The organism is Paraburkholderia sp. TE9906 (assembly GCF_056279605.1).
On the sequence record NZ_JBWCCT010000004.1, the window covers coordinates 263,705 to 287,066 of the forward strand.

Genomic DNA, 23,362 nt, shown 5'->3' on the forward strand with positions numbered 1-23,362 from the left:
CAGCAACTGCGCCGCTGCATTGCCCGTCGCCGGGCGTTCAGCCGAAGCGTTTTACTTCAACCGCGTTTCAACACGTATCGCGCTGTGCGAGCACAGCGTGAGGGACGTGCTCACTTTTAATAACGGAGACAACCATGACGCAATCCCTTTCGAAGCAGACCTCGCTGCAGACCCTGGCGCGCCGTTCAGCGGCGCTGGCGACGCTCGCATTCGGCCTGTCGCTGATCGCCGCACCGGCTGCGCAAGCCGCGCCGCTGAAAATCGGCATGACGTTTCAGGAACTGAACAACCCGTACTTCGTGACGATGCAGAAGGCGTTGAACGACGCGGCCGCTTCGATCGGTGCAACGGTGGTCGTCACCGACGCGCATCACGACGTGAGCAAACAGGTCAGCGACGTCGAGGACATGCTGCAAAAGAAGATCGACATCCTGCTCGTGAATCCGACCGATTCGACCGGCATCCAATCGGCGGTGACGTCGGCGAAGAAGGCGGGCGTGGTGGTCGTCGCGGTGGATGCGAACGCGAATGGCCCCGTCGATTCGTTCGTCGGCTCGAAGAACTATGACGCGGGCGTGATGGCCTGCGAGTACCTCGCGAAGTCGATCGGCGGTAGCGGCGAAGTGGCGATTCTCGACGGCATTCCGGTCGTGCCGATTCTCGAACGCGTGCGCGGCTGCAAGGCGGCGCTCGCGAAAGCACCGGGCGTCAAGCTCGTAGACACGCAGAACGGCAAGCAGGAACGCGCGACCGCGCTGTCCGTCACCGAGAACATGATTCAGGCGCATCCGAATCTGAAGGGCGTGTTCAGCGTCAACGACGGCGGCTCGATGGGCGCGCTCTCGGCGATCGAAGCGTCGGGTAAGGACATCAAGCTGACCAGCGTCGACGGCGCGCCGGAAGCGATTGCCGCGATCCAGAAGCCGAACTCGAAGTTCGTCGAAACGTCCGCGCAGTTCCCGGCCGACCAGGTGCGTATCGCCCTCGGCATCGCGCTCGCGAAGAAGTGGGGTGCCAATGTGCCGAAAGCGATTCCGGTCGACGTGAAGATGATCGACAAGAGCAATGCGAAGGGCTTCAGCTGGTAACGCGAACGCCCGTTGCCGCGCTCATCGAAGCGCGGCGACGGGCGGCACAGGAGCACCCGATGGACACCATTCTCAAGCTCGACAACATCACCAAAAGCTTTCCCGGCGTGAAGGCGCTGCAAGGCATTCATCTGCAGATCGCGCGCGGCGAGATTCACGCGCTGCTCGGCGAGAACGGCGCGGGCAAATCGACGCTGATGAAAATCCTGTGCGGCATCTATCAGCCGGATGAAGGCACGATCACGATCGACGGCGAAGCGCGCCACTTCACGAACTATCACGATGCGGTGGCCGCGGGCGTCGGCATCGTGTTTCAGGAATTCAGCCTGATTCCGTATCTGAACGCGGCGGAGAACATGTTCCTCGGCCGCGAGTTGAAGAACGGCCTGGGCCTGCTCGAGCGCGGCAAGATGCGCCGCGCCGCGGCCGCGATATTCCAGCGGCTCGGCGTCGCGATCGATCTGTCGGTGCCGATTCGGGAACTCTCGGTGGCGCAGCAGCAGTTCGTCGAAATCGGCAAGGCGTTGTCGCTGGAGGCGCGCATTCTGATTCTGGATGAGCCGACCGCGACGCTCACGCCCGCCGAGGCCGAGCATCTGTTCGCGATCATGCGCGACCTGAAGAAGCAGGGCGTCGCGATGATTTTCATCTCGCACCACCTCGAAGAGATCTTCGAAGTGTGCGACCGCATCACGGTGCTGCGCGACGGCCAGTACGTCGGCATGACCGAGGTCGCACAATCCGACGTGGGGCGTCTCGTTGAGATGATGGTGGGGCGCCGCATCGAAAGCAGCTTTCCGCCGAAGCCGACCTTGCGCGCCGACGCGAAGATCGTGCTGGACGTCGACAAGCTGCAATTGCTCAAGGACAGCCCGGTGCTCAAATTCACGCTGCGTGAAGGCGAGATTCTCGGTTTCGCCGGACTGGTCGGCTCGGGGCGCACGGAGACCGCGCTTGCGGTGATCGGTGCGGACCCGGCCTATGCGAAGGAGATTCGCATCAACGGCGCGGCTGCGAAGCTGGCCGATCCCGCCGACGCATTGCGCGCCGGTGTGGGCATCCTGCCGGAGAGCCGCAAGACCGAAGGCCTGATCACGGATTTTTCGATCAAGCAGAACATCTCGATCAACAACCTCGGCAAGTATCGCTCGCTGCGTTTTTTCATCGACCAGCGCAGCGAAGCGCGCGCCACCGCCGACATCATGAAGCGCGTGGGGGTGAAGGCGCCGACCATGCACACCGAGGTCGCGACGCTCTCGGGCGGCAATCAACAGAAGGTGGTGATCGCGCGCTGGCTGAATCACCACACCAACATCCTGATCTTCGACGAACCGACGCGCGGCATCGACGTCGGCGCGAAGACCGAAATCTATCTGCTGATGCGCGAACTCACCGCGCGCGGCTACTCGATCATCATGATCTCGTCCGAACTGCCGGAGATCGTCGGCATGTGCGACCGCGTCGCCGTGTTCCGCCAGGGCCGCATCGAGGCGATGCTCGAAGGCGACGCGATCAACTCGAACGCCGTGATGACCTATGCGACCGCGGGCTCGCTTGGAGCAACTCATGAACACGCCTAATCCTTCTTCGTCGCCCAAGACGTCCACTGTTAGCAGCGATACCCCAGGCGCGCCGGTGCGCTTCACCTGGGCCGCGCTGAAACGCTCGACACTTTTCTATCCGTTCATTGGCCTGCTGGTGGTCTGCATCGTGATGGTGTTCGCGAGCGACAGCTTTCTCTCCGGCGCGAACATCGAGAACGTGCTGCGCCAGGTGTCGATCAACGCGATCATCGCGGTGGGCATGACCTGCGTGATCCTGACGGGCGGCATCGATCTCTCGGTGGGCTCGGTGATGGCGCTCGCGGGCACGCTCGCCGCCGGTCTGATGGTCGCCGGGATGAATGCGGTGGCCGCGCTCGCCGTCGGCGTCGCGGTCGGGCTCGGCTTCGGCGCGGCCAACGGCTTTTTCGTCGCGTATGCCGGCATGCCGCCGATCATCGTCACGCTCGCGACGATGGGTATCGCGCGCGGTCTCGCATTGATCTACACGGGCGGCTATCCGATCGACGGTTTGCCCGACTGGGTCAGCTTCTTCGGCAGCGGCAAGATTCTCGGCATCCAGGCGCCGGTCGTGATCATGGCGGTGATCTACGTGATCGCGTGGGTGCTGCTCGAGCGCATGCCGTTTGGCCGCTACGTCTACGCGATCGGCGGTAACGAACAGGCGACGCGTCTGTCCGGCGTACGCGTCGCGCGCGTGAAGCTGATCGTCTACACGATCGCCGGTCTCACGTCCGCGTTCGCCGCCATCGTGCTGACCGCACGGTTGATGAGCGGTCAGCCGAACGCGGGCGTCGGCTTCGAACTCGACGCGATCGCCGCCGTCGTGATGGGCGGCACGTCGATCTCGGGCGGACGCGGCTCGATCATCGGCACGTTGATCGGCGCGCTGTTGCTCGGTGTACTGAACAACGGTCTGAACATGGTCGGCGTGAATCCGTATGTGCAGAACGTGATCAAGGGCGGAATCATTCTGCTCGCGATCTACATCAGCCGCGACCGTAGAAAGTAACGCTTCCCACTGACCTTCCTTTTCTTCTTTTTCCTCCTTTCCGCAGGACCATGCAATGACGACTCAATCCGACAAGCAGAACATGACCGCCATCGTCTGTCATGCACCGAAAGACTATCGCGTCGAACAGGTGTCGAAACCGCAGGCCCGCGCGCATGAGCTGGTGATTCGCATCGCCGCATGCGGCATCTGCGCGAGCGACTGCAAATGCCATTCGGGCGCCAAAATGTTCTGGGGCGGCCCGAGTCCGTGGGTGAAAGCGCCGGTGATCCCGGGGCACGAATTCTTCGGCTACGTCGAGGAGATCGGCGAAGGGGCGGCCGAACACTTCGGCGTCAAGAAGGGGGAGCGCGTGATCGCCGAACAGATCGTGCCTTGCGGCAAATGCCGTTATTGCAAATCCGGTCAGTACTGGATGTGCGAGGTGCACAATATTTTCGGTTTCCAGCGTGAAGTCGCGGACGGCGGCATGGCCGAGTACATGCGCATTCCGCCGACGGCGATCGTGCACAAGATTCCCGACGGCATCTCGCTCGAAGACGCCGCTATCATCGAGCCGCTCGCGTGCGCGATTCACACGGTCAATCGCGGCGAACTGCAACTCGACGACGTGGTGGTGATCGCGGGCGCCGGTCCGCTCGGTCTGATGATGACGCAGGTCGCGCATCTGAAAACGCCGAAGAAGCTGGTGGTGATCGACCTCGTGGAAGAACGCCTCGCGCTCGCACGCGAATACGGCGCGGACGTGACGATCAACCCGCAGAAGGACGATGCGCTCGCGATCATCCACTCGCTCACTGACGGCTACGGCTGCGACGTGTACATTGAGACCACCGGCGCGCCGATCGGCGTGAACCAGGGGATGGACCTGATTCGCAAGCTCGGGCGTTTCGTCGAGTTTTCGGTGTTCGGCGCGGATACGACGCTCGACTGGTCGGTGATCGGAGACCGCAAGGAGCTCGACGTGCGCGGCGCGCATCTCGGACCGTACTGCTATCCGATCGCGATCGATCTGCTCGCGCGCGGACTCGTGACGTCGAAGGGTATCGTCACGCATGGCTTCTCGCTTGAAGAGTGGGACGAGGCGATAAAGGTCGCGAACTCGCTCGATTCGATCAAGGTGCTGATGAAGCCGCGTGCGTGAGCGCGGAATGCGCGCGCGAACGCGACGCGGCCATCGGCGCGTGACAAGGGGCACATAAAACGGAGACTGTATGAACTACGTCATCGGCGTCGATATCGGCACGCAGAGCACCAAGGCGCTGCTGGTCGATCAGCACGGCGCGATCGTCGCGCAGCATGCGTCGAGCTATCAGCCGGATACGCCCAAACCGCTGTGGGCCGAGCAATGGCCCGCGGTGTGGTTGAAGGCGGTAGTGGAGTGCGTCGCCGCGTGCGTCGGCGCGGCGAAACAGGCCGGCATCGCCGCGAGTTCGATCAAGGCGCTATGCGTGAGCAGCCTGTACGGCGGCTCGGGCATTCCCGTCGATAGCGACATGCGGCCGCTCGCGCCCTGTCTGATCTGGATGGATCGCCGCGCGACCGCGCAGGTCGAGTGGGTGCGCGGCAACGTCGATCTCGAACGGCTTTATGCGATCACCGGCAACGGCGTGGACAGCTACTACGGCTACACGAAGATGCTGTGGCTGCGCGATCACGAGCCGGACGTGTGGGCACAGACGCGCTTTTTCCTGCCGCCGAACGCATATGTGATCTACATGCTGACCGGCGAAGTGGCAGTCGATCACAGTTCGGCGGGTAACATCGGCGGCGTCTACGATATCGCGAAGCGCGACTGGTCGGACGAAGCGCTCGACATGCTAGGCATTCCCGCGACGATGATGCCGGAGCGGCTGGTCGAATCGTCCGATGTGGTCGGCGGGCTGCTGTCGCAGTGGACGGAACAGCTCGGACTCGACGCAGGCACGGCGATCGTCGCGGGCGGCGTGGATGCCGCGATGGCGACGTTCGCCGCCGGCGTGACCCGCGCCGGCCAGCATGTCGCGATGATCGGCACGAGCATGTGCTGGGGCTACATCAACCAGAGCGTGGACGCGCGGCACGGATTGGTCAGCATGCCTCACGTGTTCAACGGGCTGCACGATATCTATGTGTTTGGCGGCGCGATTACGGCGGGCGCGTCGGTCACGTGGTTTCGCGAGCAGTTCTGCCATGCCGAGATCGAAGCTGCACGCGCCACGCCGCATGGCGACCCGCATCGTCTGCTCGAAGAGAACGCTGCCAAAGTGCCGGCCGGCTCGGACGGCGTGATGTTCCTGCCGTATCTGATGGGCGAGCGCAGTCCGGTGTGGGACGCGAAGGCCAGCGGCGCATTTGTCGGGCTGAGCCTGTTTCACACGCGCGCGCATCTGTATCGCGCGGTGCTGGAGGGCGTGTCGTTCGCGCTGAAGCACAACATCGAGGCGGGACGCCAGGGCGCGCAATCGCTCGACGACAAGTTGATCGTGGTCGGCGGCGCCGCGCATTCGGACCTGTGGATGCAGATCATCGCGGACACTACCGGTTATCCGGTCTACACGATCGAACAGGACGTGGAGGCGGCGATGGGCGCGGCGTTGCTCGCGGCGCTCGGCGTCGGGCTGATTTCACGCGAAGCGGCCCAGGGCGGCTGGGTCACGCTGATCGAACGCGCGCAGCCCGACGCGGCGCGGATGGTGTTGTACGAACAGCGCTTCGGCGTTTATAAGGATTTGTATCCGGCCTTGAAGCCGGTCATGCATCGGTTGCAATCATCATGAATGCTACTTTCGATTTTTCCGGACGCTCGATTCTCGTCACGGGCGCCTCCAGCGGCATTGGCCGGGCAACGGTCGAAGCGCTGTGCGCAGCGGGCGCGGCGGTGGTGGCCGCCGCGCGCAACGTGAACGAGCTGGCGCGGCTCGCCGAGGAAACCGGCTGTGAGCCGTTGACGCTCGACGTGAGCGACGAAGCCGCGATCGACGATGCGTTGGCGTCGCTCGATGTGTTCGACGGGCTCGTGAATTGCGCGGGCATCGCGTTGCTCGAGCGCGCGGTGGACACCACCGCGGCGAGTTTCGATCGCGTGATGGCGGTGAATACGCGTGGCGCGGTGCTGGTGGCGAAGCACGTCGCGCGTGGGATGATCGAGGCGAAACGCGCGGGCAGTATCGTCAACGTGTCGAGTCAGGCTGCGCTCGTGGCGCTCGACGATCATCTCAGCTATTCGGCGTCGAAGGCGGCGCTCGATGCGGTGACGCGAGCGCTGTGCATCGAGTTGGGGCCGGTCGGGATTCGCGTGAACAGCGTGAATCCGACCGTCACGTTGACGCCGATGGCGGTGCTGGCGTGGAGCGATCCCGCGAAACGCGATCCTGCGTTGCAGGCGATTCCACTGCGGCGCTTTGCGGAATCCGAAGAGGTGGCCGCGCCGATCATGTTTCTGTTGAGCGACGCGGCGTCGATGATTAGCGGCATCTGCTTGCCCATCGACGGCGGATATACGGCGAGGTGAACCGTGCCGCGCGAGCGTGGCGACGGCAGCCGGCTACAGCATCGTCCTCACGTGCCAAAGCTCGGGAAACAGCACCACGTCCAGCATTTTGCGCAAATACGGCGCGCCGCTGGTTCCCCCCGTGCCCTGCTTGAAGCCGATGATGCGCTCGACCGTGGTCACATGCCGGAACCGCCATTGACGGAACGCGTCTTCGAGATCGACCAGTTCTTCGGCCATCTCATACAGCTCCCAATGCTGCGAGGGATTGCGATACACCTCCAGCCAGGCGGCTTCGACCGAGGCGTCGTGCGTGGTCGGCTGCGTCCAGTCGCGCGCGAGCCTCGCCGGTGAAATCGCAAAGCCGCGGCGCGCCAGCAGACGCACCACCTCGTCGTAGAAGGAGGGCGCTTCGAGCGATGCCTTCACCTCGGCGAACACGTCGGCGCGATGCGCGTGCGGCTTGAGCATCTGCTCGTTCTTGTTGCCGAGCAGAAACTCGATTTGCCGGTACTGATACGACTGAAAGCCCGACGAACTGCCGAGATACGGCCGCATCGCGGTGTATTCGGACGGCGTCATGGTCGCGAGCACGCTCCACGCCTGCACCAGTTGCTCCATGATCCGCGACACGCGCGCGAGCATCTTGAACGCTGGCGGCAACTCGTCGCTACGCACCGCCTGCAGCGCGGCGCGCAACTCGTATAGCGCGAGCTTCATCCACAGTTCGCTCGTCTGATGCTGGATGATGAACAGCATCTCGTTGTGATCCGGCGACAACGGGTGCTGCGCATCGAGCACCGTCCCGAGCGACAGATAATCGCCGTAGCTCATCGAGTCGGAGAAGTCGAGCTGCGCGTCGTGCCAGCCGGAGTCGGGTGCATCGGCAGCCGCAGAAGCCACGGAAGCCACGCCCCCATGCCCGAACGGGCATCTCTGCGTCACGGTCTCTTCCGGCAAACCCGGCGTTTGCATGTGATCGGTCATCGCGCGCTCCTCAGGTCACGGCGCCGCGAGCGGCGAATTCGGGTGCGCGCCAGGTCTCCTGCGTGAGCACGTCACGCAAGGTTTCGACCGCGTCCCACACATCGACGAAGCGCGTATAGAGCGGCGTAAAGCCGAAGCGCAACACATGCGGCTCGCGGTAATCGCCGATCACGCCGCGCGCGATCAACGCCTGCATCACCTCGTAGCCATGCGGATGTTCGAAGCTCGCATGCGAGCCGCGTTGCGCATGTTCGCGCGGCGTCACGAGCGTGAGCGGAAACTCGCCGCAGCGCGCTTCGACCAGTTCGATGAACAGATCGGTCAGCGCGAGCGACTTCTTGCGGACCGCCTGCATGTCGGTTTGCAGGAACACGTCGAGTCCGCATTCGACCAGCGCCATCGACACCATCGGCTGCGTGCCGCACAGGAAGCGGCCGATGCCGTCATCCGGCCGGTACGTCGGGTTCATCTCGAACGGCGCGCGATGACCCCACCAGCCGGACAGCGGCTGCGCGAAGTCATTCTGATGGCGCTTGGGCACCCACACGAACGCGGGCGAACCAGGACCGCCGTTCAGATACTTGTACGTGCAGCCGACCGCGTAGTCCGCGCCGACGCCGTTCAGATCGACCGGCACCGCGCCCGCCGAGTGCGCGAGGTCCCACAGCGCGAGCGCGCCCTTGTCGTGGATCAGCTTCGTCAGCGCGGCCATGTCGTGCATGTAGCCGGTACGGTAGTTCACGTGCGTGATCATCGCGATGGCGGTGTCGTCGCCGATCGCGGCGGGCAGCTCGGACGGATCGTCGACGAGGCGCAATTCATAGCCGCGGTCGAGTTGCTCGATCAGGCCTTGCGCGATGTACAGATCGCTCGGGAAATTCGAGCGTTCGGACACGATCACGCGACGCTTCGGATCGCACGCATTCGCCACCCTCACGGCGGCGGACAGCAGCTTGAACAGGTTGATCGAAATCGTATCGGTGACGACCACTTCGTCGTCGGCCGCGCCGATCAGCGGCGCGAGCTTGTTGCCGAGGCGGCGCGGCAGCGCGAACCAGCCGGCGCCATTCCAGCTGCGGATCAGGCCTTCGCCCCATTCGGCGGCGATCACGGTCTGTGCGCGCTGCGCGGCGGCGGCCGGCGGCACGCCGAGCGAGTTGCCGTCCAGATAGATGGTGGTCGGCGACAGCGCGAACTGGTCGCGCAGCGCCGCGAGCGGGTCGGCGTTATCGAGCGCCAGTGCTTCGTCACGGTGGTTCATGGTCAGTCCGTCGGTCGGATCAGTGAAAGTCGGTGAGGTCGATGCGTTCCGCCTGGGTCAGCGCGCGCCCGGCAGCGCGCGCAGCACCGCGCGCACCGGGCTCGCATCGAGCGTGGTCAGCTTGAGCGGCAGGGCGATCAGTTCGTAGTCGCCGGGGGCGATGTCATCCAGCACGATCCCCTCGAGAATCGCCATGCGATGCGCGCGAATTCGCAGATGAGCGTCCATCGTCTTCGATTCCTGCGGGTCGAGAGAGGGCGTGTCGATGCCGATCAGTTTCACGCCGCGTGCGGCCAGCAGATCGATCGTGTCCGGCGCGACCGCGCAGAACGCGCTGTCCCAGGCCGTCGTCGGGGCGTTTTTGTAAGTGCGCAGTAAGACTCGCGGCGGCAGCTCGTCGAGCGAACCGGCCAGGTGTTGTGGCATCACAACAGGTGAGGCGCCGATGCAATGAATCACCCTGCATAAACCGAGATAGGCGTCGAGCGGCACTTCGCCGATCGCCGCGCCGTTTTCGTCGTAGTGCAACGGGGCGTCGGTATGCGCGCCGGTGTGCGGCGACAGCGTCAGACGCGCCACGTTGACCGGCGAGCCCGCCTCCATGCGCCATACGCGTTCGATGCCGACCGGCGTGTCGCCGGGCCAGACGGGCGTCGCGGTATCGACGGCGGGGGTGATGTCCCAGAGTGTTTGCATGTCTCCATCGGCGAATGGTGTGTATCAAGCAATGATAGGTGGATCGCCGCACAATGTGATTGCGAAAAAATCTCCTTCTGAGCCGTGTCTTGGAACATAATTTGAGTCAAACGGGAAAGGGAGACCGAATATGAACGCGATCTCGCTCGACGCCACCGATTGCCGTATCTTGACGGTGCTTCAGCAAGAAGGACGGATCAGCAATCTCGACCTCGCGGAGCGTATCTCGCTCTCGCCATCGGCCTGTCTACGGCGCCTGCGTCTGCTGGAGGAGCAGGGCGTCATCGAACATTACCGCGCGTGTCTGAACCGCGAGGTGCTCGGTTTCGAACTGGAAGCGTTCGTGCAGGTGTCCATGCGCAACGATCAGGAGAATTGGCACGAGCGCTTCGCGGAGGCGGTGCGCGACTGGCCAGAAGTGGTCGGCGCGTTCGTCGTGACCGGCGAGACGCACTATCTGCTGCGGGTTCTCGCGCACAACCTCAAACACTATTCGGATTTCGTGCTGCAGCGGCTCTACAAAGCGCCCGGCGTGATGGATATTCGCTCGAATATCGTGCTGCAGACGCTCAAGGAAGATTCGGGCGTGCCGGTGTCGCTGGTGAAGAAGAGCGCCGGGCATGGCGCGTCGCATAACGACCGTTGAAGACGGGCAGGCATGATGTGGCGCCGGCTGTGTAGCGGTCTAGCGGCTAGCGGTGGGTTGTAGCGGGCGCTGGCCGCAGTTGCGAGCGATGCGGCGCATTCCGCCGCCGCGCTTTGTGCGGCAGACACTCCTGCACCGCCGGCATTCTTGCCCCGCGTCCAGCCAGGACGCGGCGACACGTTCAGAGCGACTTGAGGCCGTGGAACAGCCCGTTCTGAAACACCAGCGGCGAGATCTCCGCCGCTTTCTCATGCACGCCGCAGCGCTCCACTTCGCCGACGAAAATCACGTGGTCGCCTTCTTCGTAGCGGCTGCGGTTATGGCATTCGAACCACGCGAGCGCGCCGTCGAGCACCGGCATGCCGGTATCGCCCTGCGCGTGCGACACGCCTTCGAAGCGGTCGCCCTTGACGGTCGCGAAGCGTTTGCACAGATCGAGCTGCGAGGCGGCGAGCACGTTGACCACGTAGTGACTGTTGGCGCGGAACACCGGCATCGAGGCCGAGCGCGTGGCGAGGCTCCACAGCACCAGCGGTGGATTGAGCGACACCGAGTTGAACGAGCTGGCCGTGATGCCGATCAACTGGCCGGACTCGGCGCGCGTTGTAATGACGGTGACGCCGGTGGCGAACTGGCTGAGCGCCTGTCTGAAGGCGGGCTGGTCGAAATTGGGCGGGCTGGCGCGCTTCATCGGACGCAAGTCCGTGACAACGACCAAGGCGAGGCCGGGCGGAACCCGTCGAGCGCACGGTCGGAAACAATTGATTCGAAAGTCATAGTGAAAATCGTCGATTTGTCCCAATTTTAACTGCAATCGTGGCGCACGGGCCGCGATCACAGCCGGTCATTGGAAAACCCGCTAAGCTGGCAAGTCCCGCTCGTGGCACGAGCGTTGCGGCGAAGCAGGACCGGCATCGGCCGATTATCAGGATCAAGGAGCGAGCAGCATGAGTCAGACAGGCGAAGTCGCCACCCTCGGTGGCGGGTGTTTCTGGTGTCTCGAAGCGGTGTATCTGGGCGTCGACGGTGTGAACTCGGTCGAGTCGGGCTATGCGGGCGGCCAGACCCGCGCGCCGACCTACGAACAGGTTTGTGATGGCGAGACCGGTCACGCCGAAGTGGTGAAGGTCGATTTCGATCCGGCGAAGATCAGCTATCGCGAGGTTCTCGATATTTTCTTCGCAATTCATGATCCGACCCAGTTGAACCGGCAGGGCAACGACGTCGGCACGCAGTACCGGTCGGTCGTCTTCACGCATTCCGACGCGCAGCGTGAGACGGCGCTGCAGGCGATCCGCGAGATCGGCGAACAGCGGATTTACGACGGGCAGATCGTCACCCAGGTCCTGCCGCTCGACGGCAACTACTGGCCGGCCGAGGCGTATCACCAGAACTATTTCGCGCAGCATCCGAATCAGGGGTACTGCTCGTTCGTGGTGGCGCCGAAGGTCGCGAAGTTTCGTCAGAAGTTCGCGCATCGGATCAAGGCGGGGTAAGACGGCGTCCGCTCAACCCGGCTCGCTGCCGGGTTCGCCGCCAGCTTCCTGCGGCTGAGGTTCATCCGGCTGGGACTGTTCGCCATCGCTCTCGTGCTCACGTTCGTGAGCACGATGCGCGTAGGCGTCGATAATCGCTCGCGCCAGTTCCACACAGCTTAGCGGCGCCGATCCCTCCGCCTTGTTGTTGATCGCGATCACCACCGGCTGGCCGGCCAGCGCGTAGCGCGCGGCCAGTTCGGCGAGCGACGCGCGGGTGGCCGGGTCCTGATCGACCAGCTGGTTGAACGGCTCGTACTTGGCCTTCGCCTGCTCGTATTTGAAGCCGCCGTGCAGACTCCAGCGCACGATCAGCGGGCCGGCCGGTTCGCCGTCCAGCAGCGCGAGCGCCGCGGCCTGACGCAGCGGGTCCGGCATCCGCGCGTGAATCCCGACGCAATACCGCACGCCCGCCGCTTTCAGCGCGCGGATGAAGCGCGGCGTGAGCAGACTCGCGTCACGGATTTCGATCGCGTAGCACGTGCCGTCCGGCAGTGTCGGCAACGCCATCAGAAACCCGGCAAGACGTTCGATGAACACCGTCGGCTGCGCCAGCATCTGGTCCGGCAGCGGCGACAGCTGGAACACCAGCGCGCCGGCTTTCGCGCCGAGCCCTTCGAGACAGGGCGTGACGAATTCGTCGATCGCCATCTGCGCGTTCAGGAAGCACGGGTTCAGCGATACCGGTTCGCCGCGCTCGGCGCGCACGGTGGCGTCGGTGATCGTCATCGGCGCTTTGACGATGAAGCGGAAATGCTCGGGGACCTGCTGCGCGTAGCGCAAGTAATCGGTGACCGGCAGCGTCTGATAAAACGACCGGTCGATGCTGACCGTCTTCAGCAGCGGATGCGCACCGTAGGCGGTGAGTCCGTCGCGCGAGAGTTTGCTGTTGCTGTACTCGTCGCCGTAGACGATGCCGTTCCAGCCGGGAAACGACCACGTCGAGGTGCCGAGATGGATCTGCGGCGGCAGTTCGGCTGCAAGCGCGAGCAGTTCGGGTGACGGCGGGGCGGCGAGGATGTCGCGGCCACGGCGCTTTTTGGGGGTATCGGCGGGGGCGGGCGGGGAATCGGCAGAGGCGGGCGACGCGGCGTTCCCGGGCGCATCGTCTTCCTGCCAGAGCGAGGCGGCTGCGCCGGGTTTCGTGCGCGGTTGCCGCCGACGTTCGGGCTGGGCGGCGGCAGGGGGCGCGGTAGCGTGGGTATCGGCGGCAGGCTGCCCGGCTCCAGCCCCGGCTTCGGCTACCGCGCGCGGCGGCTTACCGCCCCCAGCATCCGCCTTCGACGAAACGCCCGCGTGCTCCACCGGCATCCCGAACAGATCGAACTGCACGGCTTCGCCGCCAGCGTCGTCATTATTACGGTGCTCGCCGCCTGGCGGCTGTTCAACTTCGCTTGTCCCGCTCTGGTCCATCGATGTCCGATCTGCCGTTCAAAGTTGCGCCGCGCCGGTCCGCTCATGCACGCGCCGCGGCGCAACCGTATCACAGCGGTTTTTCGTACATATAGCGGCGCGACCACGGCAAGGTTTTCGCGCTGCGGCCGGCTTTGCGGCACACCACCTGGTAGATCGATACGTCGTCGTTTTCGAAGGCGTACGCGCAGCCGGCGAGGTACACGCGCCAGATGCGGAATTTTTCGTCATCGACCAGCTTGCGGGCTTCGTCCGCATGCGCCTCGAAACGTTCCGCCCACAGGTCCAGCGTGTGCGCATAGTGACGGCGCAGGCTTTCGACGTCAACCGCTTCGAGCCCGCCGCGCTGCATCGATTCGAGCGCGAGGCCGATGTGCGGCAACTCGCCGTCCGGGAACACGTAGCGGTCGATGAATTCGCCGCCGCCGAGCGCGGTTTCGCCGCTGTCGGAATCGCTCGACGTAATGCCGTGGTTCATCGCGATGCCGTCGTCGACCAGCAGGTCGCGGATTTTCTCGAAGTAGCCCGGCAGGTTCTTGCGGCCCACATGCTCGAACATGCCGACGCTCGTGATGCGGTCGAACTGCCCGGTGACGTCGCGATAATCCTGCAGACGGATCTCGATCTGGCCTTCCAGACCCGCGGCTTTCACGCGGGCGGTGGCGAGGTCGAACTGATTCTGCGAGAGCGTCACGCCCACGCACTTCGCCCCGAACTTCTGCGCCGCGCGCAGCACGAGCGCACCCCAGCCGCAGCCGATGTCGAGCAGACGCTGGCCGGGCTGCAACTGGATTTTGGTGAGGATGTGGTCGATCTTCTTGATCTGCGCGGCGGCGAGATCTTCGTTGCCGTTCTCGAAGTACGCACACGAGTAGACCATGTTCTCGTCGAGCCACAGCTTGTAGAACTCGTTCGAGACATCGTAGTGATACTGGATCGCCTTTTTGTCCGACGTCTTCGAATGATTGAAGTAACGTCGCACGCGCGCGAGCTTGCTCGCGCTGGTCACGGTGTTGCGCGCCAGCTGATAGCCGATGTTGATGATGTCCGACAGCTTGCCTTCGATGTCGATCTTGCCCTTCACGTACGCCTCGCCGAGATTGTCGAGGCTCGGTTCGAGCAGATAGGGCAACGCCGTCGCGCTCTTGACGTGTAGCGTGACCTGGGGCGCGGCGAACTGCCCGAAGTCATGTTGCTGACCGTCCCACAGCACGAGGCGTGCAGGCAGGTTAGCCTTGATTTTTACTTCTTCCACCCACTGCGCCAGCTTCTTCTCCCAGAACATGTGATCTCTCCGTGTCCGTTGAATTAAAGCAAAGCTTGTGTGGACCACGGCCCGGCGCGGCGCAACTCCCATGCCGCGAGACGCGATCCGGCCGGCGCGCGCTGCTGCGTTGGCGGCGCGCTGCCAGCGTCATATTCGATTCAAGGCGATAGGCGGGAGATTTGCCAGTCGCCGTTTTCGCTTGCGCGCGTATAGAGCAGCCGGTCGTGCAGACGCGACGGCCGGCCCTGCCAGAATTCAATTGCTTCGGGGACCAAACGATAACCGCCCCAGTGTGGCGGACGCGGTGGCTGGTCGCCGTATTGCAGGCTGATTTCGCGTTCGCGTGTTTCGAGCTGCGAACGGCTTTCAATTAGCTGACTCTGATTCGAGGCCCACGCGCCGATGCGTGAACCGAGCGGGCGCGACGCGAAATACGCATCGCTTTCCTCCGCGCTGGTTTTGACGATGCGCCCCTCGATGCGCACCTGGCGTTCGAGTTCGATCCAGTAAAACAGCAGGCTCGCGTACGGATTGGCAGCCAGTTCGCGGCCCTTGCGGCTTTCGTAATTGGTGAAGAACACGAAGCCGCGCTCGTCGACACCCTTGATCAGCACGATGCGCGCCGACGGCCGGCCGCGCGGGTCAACCGTGGCCAGCGTCATCGTATTCGGTTCGGGCAGCTTGGCGTCGACGGCTTGTTGAAACCAGGTGTCGAACTGACGAAACGGGTCGTGGTCGACATCGGCAACGTCCAAAGAACCCAGCGAATAGTTTTTTCGAAGTTCGGCGAGTGAGGTCATGTTCTTATGCGAACGCTACAGTCAAGCAAGTATAGCTAAGGAGTTAATTTTTTGCGCGTGAGCAGGGCAAGACCGCGCGCCATGCATGGCTTTCCGCCTTCGCTGCCACCGCACCTGCGGCGATGCCGATCGACGCGTTCAGGCAAAATACGGGCTGAGCGCGCCAAACCACTCGAGCGCCGTCACTTTCCGTCTTGCCTGTATTCAACGAGCCCCGCCATCATGTCCAGCACCACCGCGCAATCCGATCTTACTACCAGCCTCGACGGGAGTGAAACCGCCGACCGCGCGCGGCGCTTCGGCGGCATCGCCCGCCTGTACGGTGCGCCGGGGCTCGCCGCGTTCGAAGGCGCGCACGTCGCGGTGATCGGCATTGGTGGGGTGGGGTCATGGGTGGCCGAGGCGCTCGCGCGCAGCGCGCTCGGCACGCTGACGCTGATCGATCTGGACAACGTCGCCGAAAGCAACACCAACCGGCAGATCCATGCGCTCGACGGCAACTACGGAAAGCCGAAAGTCGAAGCGATGGCCGAGCGCATCGCCGCGATCAATCCGTATTGCGACGTGCGGCTGATTGAAGACTTCGTCGAGCCGGACAACTTCGCGGCGACGCTCGGCGGCGGCTTCGACTACGTCATCGACGCGATCGACAGCGTGCGCACGAAGACCGCGCTGATCGCATGGTGTGTCGAGCGTCAACAGGCGTTGATCACGGTGGGCGGCGCGGGCGGTCAGCTCGACCCGACGCGCATCCGTATCGACGATCTCGCGCTGACGATCCAGGACCCGCTGCTGTCAAAAGTGCGCGGCCAGTTGCGCAAACAGCACGGCTTTCCGCGCGGGCCGAAGGCGAAATTCAAGGTGAGCGCGGTGTATTCCGACGAGCCGTTGATCTACCCGGAAGCGGCCGTCTGCGACATCGACGCGGAAGCCGAGCACGTGAGCACGTCGCCGGGGCATACGGGACCGGTGGGGTTGAACTGTGCGGGATTTGGATCGAGCGTGTGCGTAACGGCAAGCTTCGGCTTTGCCGCCGCCGCGCATGTGTTGCGAGCGTTGGCGAAGCAGGCGGTGGCTTGAAGCGGTGGGGCGAGTGCCGCGCGACTGCGCGGCATGGTGAGGTGCGATAGCCGCACATTCAGGCGCACTAGCCGCGCTTGCTCGCGGCCACCACGCCTGAATCCGGCGCAAATCAGAACAACGACGCGCTCAGCTTGCGCCGCCACTGCGACACCAGCTCCGGCTGATGCGCGGCCAGATCGAACACCGACAACATCGTCTTGCGGCCGATATCGTCGCGGAACGTGCGATCGCGTTGCACGATCGCGAGCAGGTGTTCGAGCGCTTGGGCGTATTTGCGACGCGCGATCAGCGCGCTCGCCAGATCGAAGCGCGCTTCGAGATCGTCCGGAGCGGCCGCGACTTTGGCCTCCAGCGCATCGGTCGGCGGCAGTTCGGCGGCGGCATCCACTGCATCGAGCCGCGTCTTGATCGCGTTGAAGCGCGCGTCGATGCCTTGCGTCGTTTTCGGCGACAGCAGATCGACCTCGTTGCGCGCCTCGTCGATGCGGTTGTCTTCGAGCAGCAGTTCGATGCGGTCCATGCGCGCTTCGTCGAAGCCCGGGTCGTAGGCGAGGGCGGCTTGCAGCGCGTCGTACGCGTCTTCACGGCGGCCTTCCGCCAATGCGGTCTGCGCTTCGAGGCGCGCCGCATCTGCGCCTTGCGGCACGAGCCGCTCGATAAACTCGCGCAACTGACCTTCAGGCAACACGCCGATGAACTGATCGACCGGCCGGCCGTCGGCAAAGGCGACCACGTGCGGAATGCTGCGCACCTGGAAGTGCGCGGCCAGTTCCTGGTTCTCGTCCACGTTGACTTTCACCAGTTTCCATTTGCCTGCCGCTTCGGCTTCGAGCTTTTCGAGCATCGGGCCGAGGCTCTTGCAGGGGCCGCACCACGGCGCCCAGAAATCGACCAGCACGGGGGCCAGTGTCGACGCCGCGATGACGTCCTGTTCAAAAGTGGCCAGAGTGGTGTCCATTGCGTCCTCGTCGATAAAACGGTTTGTGGTTAATTGGGGCCGAACGGCGCGGATTCAATGCGGGCGGCCGTTGACTTGCGTCGACCGGCGGCGCTCCTTGCGCTCAATTTCGTTCCGGCAACGGAATCCATTCGGTTTCGCCCGGCACCTTGCCCATCTCCTGATGGGTCCACGCGAGTTTCGCGGCTTCGATCTTCGCGCGCGAACTGGCGACGAAATTCCATTCGATGAAGCGCTCGCCGTCCAGCTTCTCGCCGCCCAGCAGCATGACGCGCGCGCCGTGCGTGCTGGCGAGCGTGACGGTTTCGTCGAGCGCGAGCACTGCCATCTGGCCGGCTTCGAGCGGCGCGCCGTCGATCTCCAGATCGCCATCCACGAGATAGACGCCGCGTTCCTCGTGCTCCGGTTCGAGCGCGAAGGCGCCGCCCGGCGCGAATTCCGCGGCGACGTACAGCGTGCCCGAAAACGTCCTGACCGGCGACTCCACGCCGAACGCCGTGCCGGCGATCACGCGCAGCGACACGCCGTTGCGCTCGACCACCGGCAGCGTGTCGGCGGCGTGATGCGCGAACGACGGCTCGACCTCTTCGTCCGCGAGCGGCAGCGCGACCCAGGTCTGAATGCCGTGCATCGTCAGGCCGCTCGCGCGGTCTTCAGCGGGCGTGCGCTCGGAATGGACGATGCCGCGCCCCGCGGTCATCCAGTTGACGTCGCCGGGGACGATCTTCTGCTCGGAGCCGAGGCTGTCGCGATGCATGATCGAGCCTTCGAACAGATAGGTCACGGTGGCGAGACCGATGTGCGGATGCGGGCGCACGTCGAGCCCGACGCCGGGTTCGAGCGTCGCCGGGCCCATGTGGTCGAAGAAAATGAACGGGCCGATCAGGCGCGCTGCCATGGCGGGCAGCACGCGCCGCACGGTCAGACTGCCGACGTCGCGCAGATGCGGTTTGAGGACTGCTTTGATCGAGGAAGTCATGGGCGGGCTCGGCTGAAATGGTCGGTGGGGATTCGGCTTAATGGACGATTCTACTGCGCCGCGCGCGATGCCGACGGCTCGGGGCACAGCGGCGCTGCGAGAACTCGTAGCGTGGGCGATCACGCCGCGCTGCCGGCTCCGCTAAACTGCCGGATTGGACAATCAATCGGAGACCGGGATGTCGCCCAGGGACTTGCTGCTCGCGCTGGTGGTGGTGCTCGCGTGGGGCGTCAATTTCGTCGTGATCAAGGTGGGGCTGCACGGAGTGCCGCCGATGCTGCTCGGCGCCTTGCGCTTCACGGTCGCGGCGGTGCCGGCGGTGTTCTTCGTCAAACGTCCGAACTTGCCGTGGCGCTGGCTGCTCGCGTACGGTGCGACGATCTCGTTCGGGCAATTCGCTTTTCTGTTCTCGGCGATGTACGTCGGCATGCCGGCCGGGCTCGCTTCGCTGGTGCTGCAGGCTCAGGCGTTCTTCACGCTGATGTTCGCCGCGGTGTTCCTGCACGAGCGCTTTCGTCTGCCGAACGTCGCGGGCTTGCTGATCGCGGCGGGCGGCCTCGCGGTGATCGGCCTGCAAGGCGGCCACTCCATGAGCGTCGCCGGTTTCATGCTGACGTTGTGTGCCGCGTGCATGTGGGCGCTCGGTAACATCGTCACGAAGAAGGTCGGCAAGGTCGATCTCGTCGGCCTGGTGGTGTGGGGCAGTCTGATCCCGCCGCTGCCGTTCTTCGCCGCGTCGTATCTGTTCGAGGGGCCGCAGAAAATGGCCGCGGCGCTGACGGGCATCAGCGCGATGTCGATCTTCGCGATCGTGTATCTCGCCTTCATCGCGACGTTGCTCGGCTATGGCTTGTGGAGCCGCCTGCTGTCGCGTTATCCGGCGAGCCAGGTCGCGCCGTTTTCGTTGCTGGTGCCGATCGTCGGCCTGGCGTCGGCGTCGCTGTTGCTCGATGAGCAATTGACCATGGCGCAGATCGGGGGCGCGCTGCTGGTGATGGCGGGCCTCGCCGTGAACGTGTTCGGCGGCCGGATCGTGCAGCGGTTGACGCCGGCGCGTTGAGCCTGTCGAGCGCCGGACGTGCGCGTGAAGGCATCATGAAAAACGGCCGCATCAGCGGCCGTTTTTCATTGCATTGCACCGCGTGTGGCTGCACGCCAACGCATCACGTCATGCGGTTTTTCGCCAGCGGCGGATTCGCCGCGAAATAGCGCTTGATGCCGCTCATGATCGCGTCGGCCATCTTCTCGCGATACGCGTCGTCGTTCAGACGGCGCTCCTCATCCGGGTTGCTGATGAACGCGGTCTCGACGAGGATCGACGGAATGTCCGGCGCCTTCAGCACCGCGAACCCCGCCTGTTCGACCGAGCCCTTGTGCAGCTTGTTGATCCCGCCGATTTCCTTCAGCACGAAGTTGCCGTAGCGCATCGAATCGCGAATCTGCGCGGTGGTCGACATATCGAACAACGCACGGTTGACCGTGGCGTCGGCGGACTTGATGTTGATCCCGCCGATCTGATCCGACGAGTTTTCCTTGTTCGCCATCCAGCGCGCGGCGGCGCTCGACGCGCCATGCTCGGACAGCGCGAACACCGACGAGCCCTTCGCCTCCGGCGTGGTGAACGCGTCCGCGTGGATCGACACGAACAGGTCCGCGCCGACGCGCCGCGCCTTCTGCACGCGCACGTTCAGCGGCACGAAGAAGTCGGCGTCGCGCGTCATCATGGCGCGCATGTTCGACTGCGCGTCGATCTTCGCGCGCAGCTTCTTCGCGATGTCGAGCGCGACGTGCTTCTCGTAGGTGCCCGAGCCGCCGATTGCGCCGGGGTCTTCGCCGCCATGACCCGGGTCGATGGCGACCGTCAGCAGACGCACGGTGTTGCTCTTGCCGGATTTGGGCGTGCTGAACGCGTAGGTGTCGCCGCCGTCCGTATCGTCGCTGTCCTGGTTGCGTGCGCTATTGCCGCTGTTGCCGCCTTTGTTGTTGCGCGCAATCGCGGCGGGCGGTGCGAGTGGTGCGAGCGGCGCGGCCGGCTTGCCCGCGATGATCGGCGCGCTGGGCGTGGGGGTGACGTGCACGGGCGGACGCGGCGCATTCGGCGCAGTGTTGCCACCGCCGCCGTTTTGCGCATAGCGCTCGAAGAACGCCTCGCTGTTGTCGGCGGTGGGCGGCGTGCCGGGGCCGTTCAGCGTGGCGGGCGGCACGCCGTTCTCTTCGTTCAGCGTCTGCTGCTTGTGCTCGGTCTGCGCGAGCAGGTCCATCAGCGGGTCGGGCGCGACCGCCGGATAGAGGTCGAACACCAGCCGGTACTTGTACGCGCCGACCGGCGGCAGCGTGAACACCTGCGGCTTCACCGAGCCCTTCAGGTCGAACACCATGCGCACCACGTGCGGCTGATATTGTCCGACCCGCACCGACGAAATTTGCGGATCGTTCGGCGTGATCTTCGAGACGAGATCCTTGAGCGCCTGATCGAGATCGAGGCCGCTTAGATCGACCACCAGCCGGTCCGGTCCCTGCAACAGCTGCTGTGCGTTCTGCAACGGCTGATCGGATTCGATCGTCACGCGCGTGTAGTCGCGCGCCGGCCAGACGCGCACGCCGAGCACCGAACTGGCCATCGCCAGACGCGGCGCGACGAGGCCGAGCACGAGCGTGGAGGCGCCCGCCCGCAGAATCTGCCGGCGCCGCCAGTTATGTGTTGCGGTGGCCGCCGATTCGATCGAGCGGAACGGTTTGATCAACATCTTTCGAGACATGCCTTTCCTGATTCGCTGTATGCCCGTGCGACGAGCACGCGGCCGTCGCCGTCGCTGTCGAGGTCGAGCGAGAAGACGAGATCCGGCACGCCGAGAAGACGCCCTGCGCGTTGCGGCCATTCGACGAGGCAGACCGCGCCGCGGTCGAAGTATTCGCGAAAGCCCGCGTCGGCCCATTCGGCCGGATCGGTGAATCTGTACAGATCGAAGTGATAGAGCGCGAGTTCCCCGAGTTCGCCTGGTTCCCCTTGCCGTGGTTCGAGCACGTAAGGTTCGACGAGCGTGTAAGTGGGACTGCGTACGCGGCCGGTGTGGCCGAGGCCGCGCAGGGTCGCGCGCACGAGCGTGGTCTTGCCCGCGCCAAGGTCGCCGACGAGTTGCACCTGCAGTCCGTGGAACGCGTTGCCACTTTGGGCGATCGCCGCGCGCACGCTTTCGATCGCCTGCGCGAAGCGCTCGCCGAAGGCGAGCGTGGCGGCTTCGTCCGCGAGCGCGAAGACGCGTTCGAGCAGGACGGCGGCGGGCGGTTGAATCGCGTGATCGGAGTTGGCAGGCATTCTCGTAAAATGGCGTGATGAACCGAAGTCCGGAGTCCCCTGTTTCCAGCATGCCCGCGTCCGTCGACGCCGCGCGTGCCGTGCGTCATTTCGATGAAGCGGCGCTGAATGCGCTCGCGCTTAACATCAAAAGCTGGGGCCGTGAATTGGGTTTCGGGGCGATCGGCATTAGCGACACCGATCTCTGCGCTGCCGAAGCGCCGCTTGCAGCGTGGCTGGAAGCGGGGTGCCACGGCGAGATGGATTATATGGCGAAACACGGGATGAAACGCGCGCGCCCGGCTGAGCTTGTGGCCGGCACGCGACGCGTAATTACCGCGCGCATCGCCTATTTGCCGTTCGACACGCTGAGCGGCAACGCGAACCAGACCACCACGCAGGAAGGGCCGCTCGCACGCGAGTGGCGCGCAGCCGAGCAGGCGCGGCTCGCGGACCCGTCGGCGGCGGTGGTGTCGATCTATGCGCGCGGCCGCGACTATCACAAGGTGATGCGTAACCGTCTGCAACATCTGGCCGAGAAAATCGAAGCCGAGATCGGCGCGTTCGGCTACCGCGTATTTACCGATTCGGCGCCGGTGCTGGAAGTAGAACTTGCGCAGAAGGCGGGCATCGGCTGGCGCGGCAAGCACACGCTGCTGTTGCAACGCGACGCCGGATCGCTGTTCTTCCTCGGCGAAATCTATGTCGATGTGCCTTTGCCGACCGACGCCGAAACCTTGCCCGAGGTCGCGCCCGAGACGCCGGGCTCGCATTGCGGCAGTTGCACGCGCTGCATCGGCGCCTGTCCGACCGGGGCGATCGTCGCGCCTTACAAGGTCGATGCGCGCCTGTGCATCTCGTATCTCACGATTGAACTCAAAGGCAGTATTCCCCTGGACATGCGGCCGCTGATCGGCAATCGTGTGTATGGCTGCGACGATTGCCAGCTCGCGTGTCCATGGAACAAGTTCGCGCAGGCTGCGCCGGTCGCCGATTTCGATGTGCGGCATGGGCTCGATCGCGCGTCGCTGGTCGAGCTGTTCGCGTGGAGCGCGGACGAGTTCGATACGCGCATGCAGGGCAGCGCGATTCGCCGCATCGGCTACGAGAGCTGGCTGCGTAATCTCGCAGTGGGGATGGGCAACGCGCTCAGAGCGCCTGCGGAAAGTTTGAATGGCGCGGCGCGCGAGGCGATCGTGCAGGCACTGCGGCAGCGCGCCGACGATCCTTCCGCGGTCGTGCGCGAGCATGTGGAGTGGGCGTTGGAAGCGGCGTAGAGTAGCGGCAGTTCAATCAGCGGATGTTTTT

Annotated in this window: 22 protein-coding genes; 11 read left to right on the forward strand and 11 right to left on the reverse strand. The window is 64.5% G+C overall.

Features of this window, described 5'->3' with window-relative positions:
• Positions 1–134: 134 nt before the first annotated feature.
• The 6 genes from ACZ9H4_RS12105 (at position 135) to ACZ9H4_RS12130 (ending at position 7,155) form a co-directional block, all read left to right on the forward strand.
• A complete protein-coding gene (locus ACZ9H4_RS12105; RefSeq protein WP_408323564.1) occupies positions 135–1,088 on the forward strand; it encodes an ABC transporter substrate-binding protein in 954 nt (317 codons plus the stop codon).
• A gap of 59 nt (positions 1,089–1,147) precedes the next feature.
• On the forward strand, positions 1,148–2,668 hold the full coding sequence (locus tag ACZ9H4_RS12110) for a sugar ABC transporter ATP-binding protein (RefSeq protein ID WP_476119148.1): 1,521 nt from the start codon (positions 1,148–1,150) through the stop codon (positions 2,666–2,668).
• A complete protein-coding gene (locus tag ACZ9H4_RS12115; RefSeq protein WP_408140540.1) occupies positions 2,655–3,662 on the forward strand; it encodes an ABC transporter permease in 1,008 nt (335 codons plus the stop codon). The genes ACZ9H4_RS12110 and ACZ9H4_RS12115 overlap by 14 nt, the downstream gene beginning before the upstream one ends.
• A gap of 55 nt (positions 3,663–3,717) precedes the next feature.
• Complete coding sequence (locus ACZ9H4_RS12120; RefSeq protein WP_408140542.1) at positions 3,718–4,806, forward strand: alcohol dehydrogenase catalytic domain-containing protein; 1,089 nt, start codon at positions 3,718–3,720, stop codon at positions 4,804–4,806.
• Between the two features lie 70 nt (positions 4,807–4,876).
• Positions 4,877–6,421, forward strand: a complete 1,545-nt coding sequence (locus tag ACZ9H4_RS12125; protein ID WP_408323565.1) for an FGGY-family carbohydrate kinase — start codon at positions 4,877–4,879, stop codon at positions 6,419–6,421.
• Positions 6,418–7,155, forward strand: coding sequence for an SDR family oxidoreductase (locus ACZ9H4_RS12130; protein WP_476119150.1), 738 nt, complete (start codon positions 6,418–6,420; stop codon positions 7,153–7,155). The genes ACZ9H4_RS12125 and ACZ9H4_RS12130 overlap by 4 nt, the downstream gene beginning before the upstream one ends.
• A 33-nt stretch (positions 7,156–7,188) precedes the next feature.
• Here ACZ9H4_RS12130 and kynA read toward each other — a convergent pair whose 3' ends face one another.
• From kynA to kynB, 3 genes are read right to left on the reverse strand one after another with little or no spacing between them, the layout of a single operon-like run.
• Positions 7,189–8,121, reverse strand: a complete 933-nt coding sequence (gene kynA / locus ACZ9H4_RS12135; protein ID WP_476119151.1) for a tryptophan 2,3-dioxygenase — start codon at positions 8,119–8,121, stop codon at positions 7,189–7,191.
• 10 nt (positions 8,122–8,131) lie between these two features.
• A complete protein-coding gene (gene kynU / locus ACZ9H4_RS12140; protein ID WP_476119153.1) occupies positions 8,132–9,382 on the reverse strand; it encodes a kynureninase in 1,251 nt (416 codons plus the stop codon).
• A 57-nt stretch (positions 9,383–9,439) separates the two neighbouring features.
• Positions 9,440–10,078, reverse strand: a complete 639-nt coding sequence (gene kynB / locus ACZ9H4_RS12145) for an arylformamidase (RefSeq protein ID WP_476119154.1) — start codon at positions 10,076–10,078, stop codon at positions 9,440–9,442.
• Positions 10,079–10,208: 130 nt separating this feature from the next.
• Here kynB and ACZ9H4_RS12150 point away from each other — a divergent pair, with 130 nt between their 5' ends.
• Entirely contained in the window at positions 10,209–10,724 is a 516-nt protein-coding gene (locus tag ACZ9H4_RS12150; RefSeq protein ID WP_042321345.1) for an Lrp/AsnC family transcriptional regulator, read from the forward strand.
• Positions 10,725–10,905: 181 nt separating this feature from the next.
• Here the strand turns inward: ACZ9H4_RS12150 and ACZ9H4_RS12155 are convergent, their stop codons facing one another.
• Entirely contained in the window at positions 10,906–11,415 is a 510-nt protein-coding gene (locus tag ACZ9H4_RS12155) for a flavin reductase family protein (protein ID WP_408140553.1), read from the reverse strand.
• 256 nt (positions 11,416–11,671) lie between these two features.
• On the opposite strand from ACZ9H4_RS12155, the gene msrA reads away from it, so the two are divergent.
• Complete coding sequence (gene msrA, locus ACZ9H4_RS12160; protein ID WP_408152403.1) at positions 11,672–12,220, forward strand: peptide-methionine (S)-S-oxide reductase MsrA; 549 nt, start codon at positions 11,672–11,674, stop codon at positions 12,218–12,220.
• Between the two features lie 12 nt (positions 12,221–12,232).
• On the opposite strand, the gene ACZ9H4_RS12165 is transcribed toward msrA, so the two are convergent.
• The 3 genes from ACZ9H4_RS12165 to pdxH form a co-directional block, all read right to left on the reverse strand.
• Entirely contained in the window at positions 12,233–13,672 is a 1,440-nt protein-coding gene (locus tag ACZ9H4_RS12165; protein WP_476119155.1) for a DUF72 domain-containing protein, read from the reverse strand.
• A 70-nt stretch (positions 13,673–13,742) separates the two neighbouring features.
• Complete coding sequence (locus tag ACZ9H4_RS12170; protein ID WP_408140559.1) at positions 13,743–14,957, reverse strand: class I SAM-dependent methyltransferase; 1,215 nt, start codon at positions 14,955–14,957, stop codon at positions 13,743–13,745.
• 140 nt (positions 14,958–15,097) lie between these two features.
• Positions 15,098–15,739 carry a pyridoxamine 5'-phosphate oxidase gene (gene pdxH / locus ACZ9H4_RS12175; RefSeq protein WP_476119156.1) on the reverse strand — a complete coding sequence of 214 codons (642 nt, stop codon included), beginning with the start codon at positions 15,737–15,739 and terminating at the stop codon, positions 15,098–15,100.
• 222 nt (positions 15,740–15,961) lie between these two features.
• Between pdxH and tcdA the strand changes: the two genes are divergently transcribed.
• Complete coding sequence (tcdA, locus tag ACZ9H4_RS12180) at positions 15,962–16,819, forward strand: tRNA cyclic N6-threonylcarbamoyladenosine(37) synthase TcdA (RefSeq protein WP_476119157.1); 858 nt, start codon at positions 15,962–15,964, stop codon at positions 16,817–16,819.
• A 112-nt stretch (positions 16,820–16,931) separates the two neighbouring features.
• Here the strand turns inward: tcdA and trxA are convergent, their stop codons facing one another.
• On the reverse strand, positions 16,932–17,780 hold the full coding sequence (trxA, locus tag ACZ9H4_RS12185) for a thioredoxin (RefSeq protein ID WP_408140565.1): 849 nt from the start codon (positions 17,778–17,780) through the stop codon (positions 16,932–16,934).
• 103 nt (positions 17,781–17,883) lie between these two features.
• A complete protein-coding gene (locus ACZ9H4_RS12190) occupies positions 17,884–18,759 on the reverse strand; it encodes a pirin family protein (RefSeq protein ID WP_408152409.1) in 876 nt (291 codons plus the stop codon).
• Positions 18,760–18,937: 178 nt separating this feature from the next.
• Between ACZ9H4_RS12190 and ACZ9H4_RS12195 the strand changes: the two genes are divergently transcribed.
• The gene (locus ACZ9H4_RS12195; RefSeq protein ID WP_408140569.1) at positions 18,938–19,819 is read left to right on the forward strand and encodes an EamA family transporter; all 882 of its coding nucleotides are present in this window, start codon (positions 18,938–18,940) and stop codon (positions 19,817–19,819) included.
• 103 nt (positions 19,820–19,922) lie between these two features.
• On the opposite strand, the gene ACZ9H4_RS12200 is transcribed toward ACZ9H4_RS12195, so the two are convergent.
• Both ACZ9H4_RS12200 and tsaE read right to left on the reverse strand, forming a co-directional pair.
• Positions 19,923–21,518, reverse strand: coding sequence for an N-acetylmuramoyl-L-alanine amidase (locus ACZ9H4_RS12200; protein WP_408140571.1), 1,596 nt, complete (start codon positions 21,516–21,518; stop codon positions 19,923–19,925).
• Positions 21,500–22,075: a tRNA (adenosine(37)-N6)-threonylcarbamoyltransferase complex ATPase subunit type 1 TsaE gene (tsaE, locus tag ACZ9H4_RS12205; protein ID WP_476119158.1), complete on the reverse strand. Its 576-nt coding sequence runs from the start codon at positions 22,073–22,075 to the stop codon at positions 21,500–21,502. Before tsaE ends, ACZ9H4_RS12200 begins: the two co-directional genes overlap by 19 nt.
• A gap of 17 nt (positions 22,076–22,092) precedes the next feature.
• Here tsaE and queG point away from each other — a divergent pair, with 17 nt between their 5' ends.
• The gene (gene queG, locus ACZ9H4_RS12210) at positions 22,093–23,331 is read left to right on the forward strand and encodes a tRNA epoxyqueuosine(34) reductase QueG (RefSeq protein WP_408140575.1); all 1,239 of its coding nucleotides are present in this window, start codon (positions 22,093–22,095) and stop codon (positions 23,329–23,331) included.
• The last annotated feature ends 31 nt before the right edge of the window (positions 23,332–23,362 follow it).

Coding starts and splice junctions, on each gene's coding strand:
- queG (WP_408140575.1), top strand. CDS start 22,093: ATGAACCGAAGTCCGGAGTCCCCTGTTTCCAGCATGCCCGCGTCCGTC.
- trxA (WP_408140565.1), bottom strand. CDS start 17,780: ATGGACACCACTCTGGCCACTTTTGAACAGGACGTCATCGCGGCGTCG.
- ACZ9H4_RS12115 (WP_408140540.1), top strand. CDS start 2,655: ATGAACACGCCTAATCCTTCTTCGTCGCCCAAGACGTCCACTGTTAGC.
- tcdA (WP_476119157.1), top strand. CDS start 15,962: ATGTCCAGCACCACCGCGCAATCCGATCTTACTACCAGCCTCGACGGG.
- ACZ9H4_RS12165 (WP_476119155.1), bottom strand. CDS start 13,672: ATGGACCAGAGCGGGACAAGCGAAGTTGAACAGCCGCCAGGCGGCGAG.
- kynB (WP_476119154.1), bottom strand. CDS start 10,078: ATGCAAACACTCTGGGACATCACCCCCGCCGTCGATACCGCGACGCCC.
- ACZ9H4_RS12150 (WP_042321345.1), top strand. CDS start 10,209: ATGAACGCGATCTCGCTCGACGCCACCGATTGCCGTATCTTGACGGTG.
- ACZ9H4_RS12155 (WP_408140553.1), bottom strand. CDS start 11,415: ATGAAGCGCGCCAGCCCGCCCAATTTCGACCAGCCCGCCTTCAGACAG.
- kynA (WP_476119151.1), bottom strand. CDS start 8,121: ATGACCGATCACATGCAAACGCCGGGTTTGCCGGAAGAGACCGTGACG.
- ACZ9H4_RS12125 (WP_408323565.1), top strand. CDS start 4,877: ATGAACTACGTCATCGGCGTCGATATCGGCACGCAGAGCACCAAGGCG.
- kynU (WP_476119153.1), bottom strand. CDS start 9,382: ATGAACCACCGTGACGAAGCACTGGCGCTCGATAACGCCGACCCGCTC.
- pdxH (WP_476119156.1), bottom strand. CDS start 15,739: ATGACCTCACTCGCCGAACTTCGAAAAAACTATTCGCTGGGTTCTTTG.
- msrA (WP_408152403.1), top strand. CDS start 11,672: ATGAGTCAGACAGGCGAAGTCGCCACCCTCGGTGGCGGGTGTTTCTGG.
- ACZ9H4_RS12120 (WP_408140542.1), top strand. CDS start 3,718: ATGACGACTCAATCCGACAAGCAGAACATGACCGCCATCGTCTGTCAT.
- ACZ9H4_RS12105 (WP_408323564.1), top strand. CDS start 135: ATGACGCAATCCCTTTCGAAGCAGACCTCGCTGCAGACCCTGGCGCGC.
- ACZ9H4_RS12195 (WP_408140569.1), top strand. CDS start 18,938: ATGTCGCCCAGGGACTTGCTGCTCGCGCTGGTGGTGGTGCTCGCGTGG.
- ACZ9H4_RS12130 (WP_476119150.1), top strand. CDS start 6,418: ATGAATGCTACTTTCGATTTTTCCGGACGCTCGATTCTCGTCACGGGC.
- tsaE (WP_476119158.1), bottom strand. CDS start 22,075: ATGCCTGCCAACTCCGATCACGCGATTCAACCGCCCGCCGCCGTCCTG.
- ACZ9H4_RS12190 (WP_408152409.1), bottom strand. CDS start 18,759: ATGACTTCCTCGATCAAAGCAGTCCTCAAACCGCATCTGCGCGACGTC.
- ACZ9H4_RS12110 (WP_476119148.1), top strand. CDS start 1,148: ATGGACACCATTCTCAAGCTCGACAACATCACCAAAAGCTTTCCCGGC.
- ACZ9H4_RS12200 (WP_408140571.1), bottom strand. CDS start 21,518: ATGTCTCGAAAGATGTTGATCAAACCGTTCCGCTCGATCGAATCGGCG.
- ACZ9H4_RS12170 (WP_408140559.1), bottom strand. CDS start 14,957: ATGTTCTGGGAGAAGAAGCTGGCGCAGTGGGTGGAAGAAGTAAAAATC.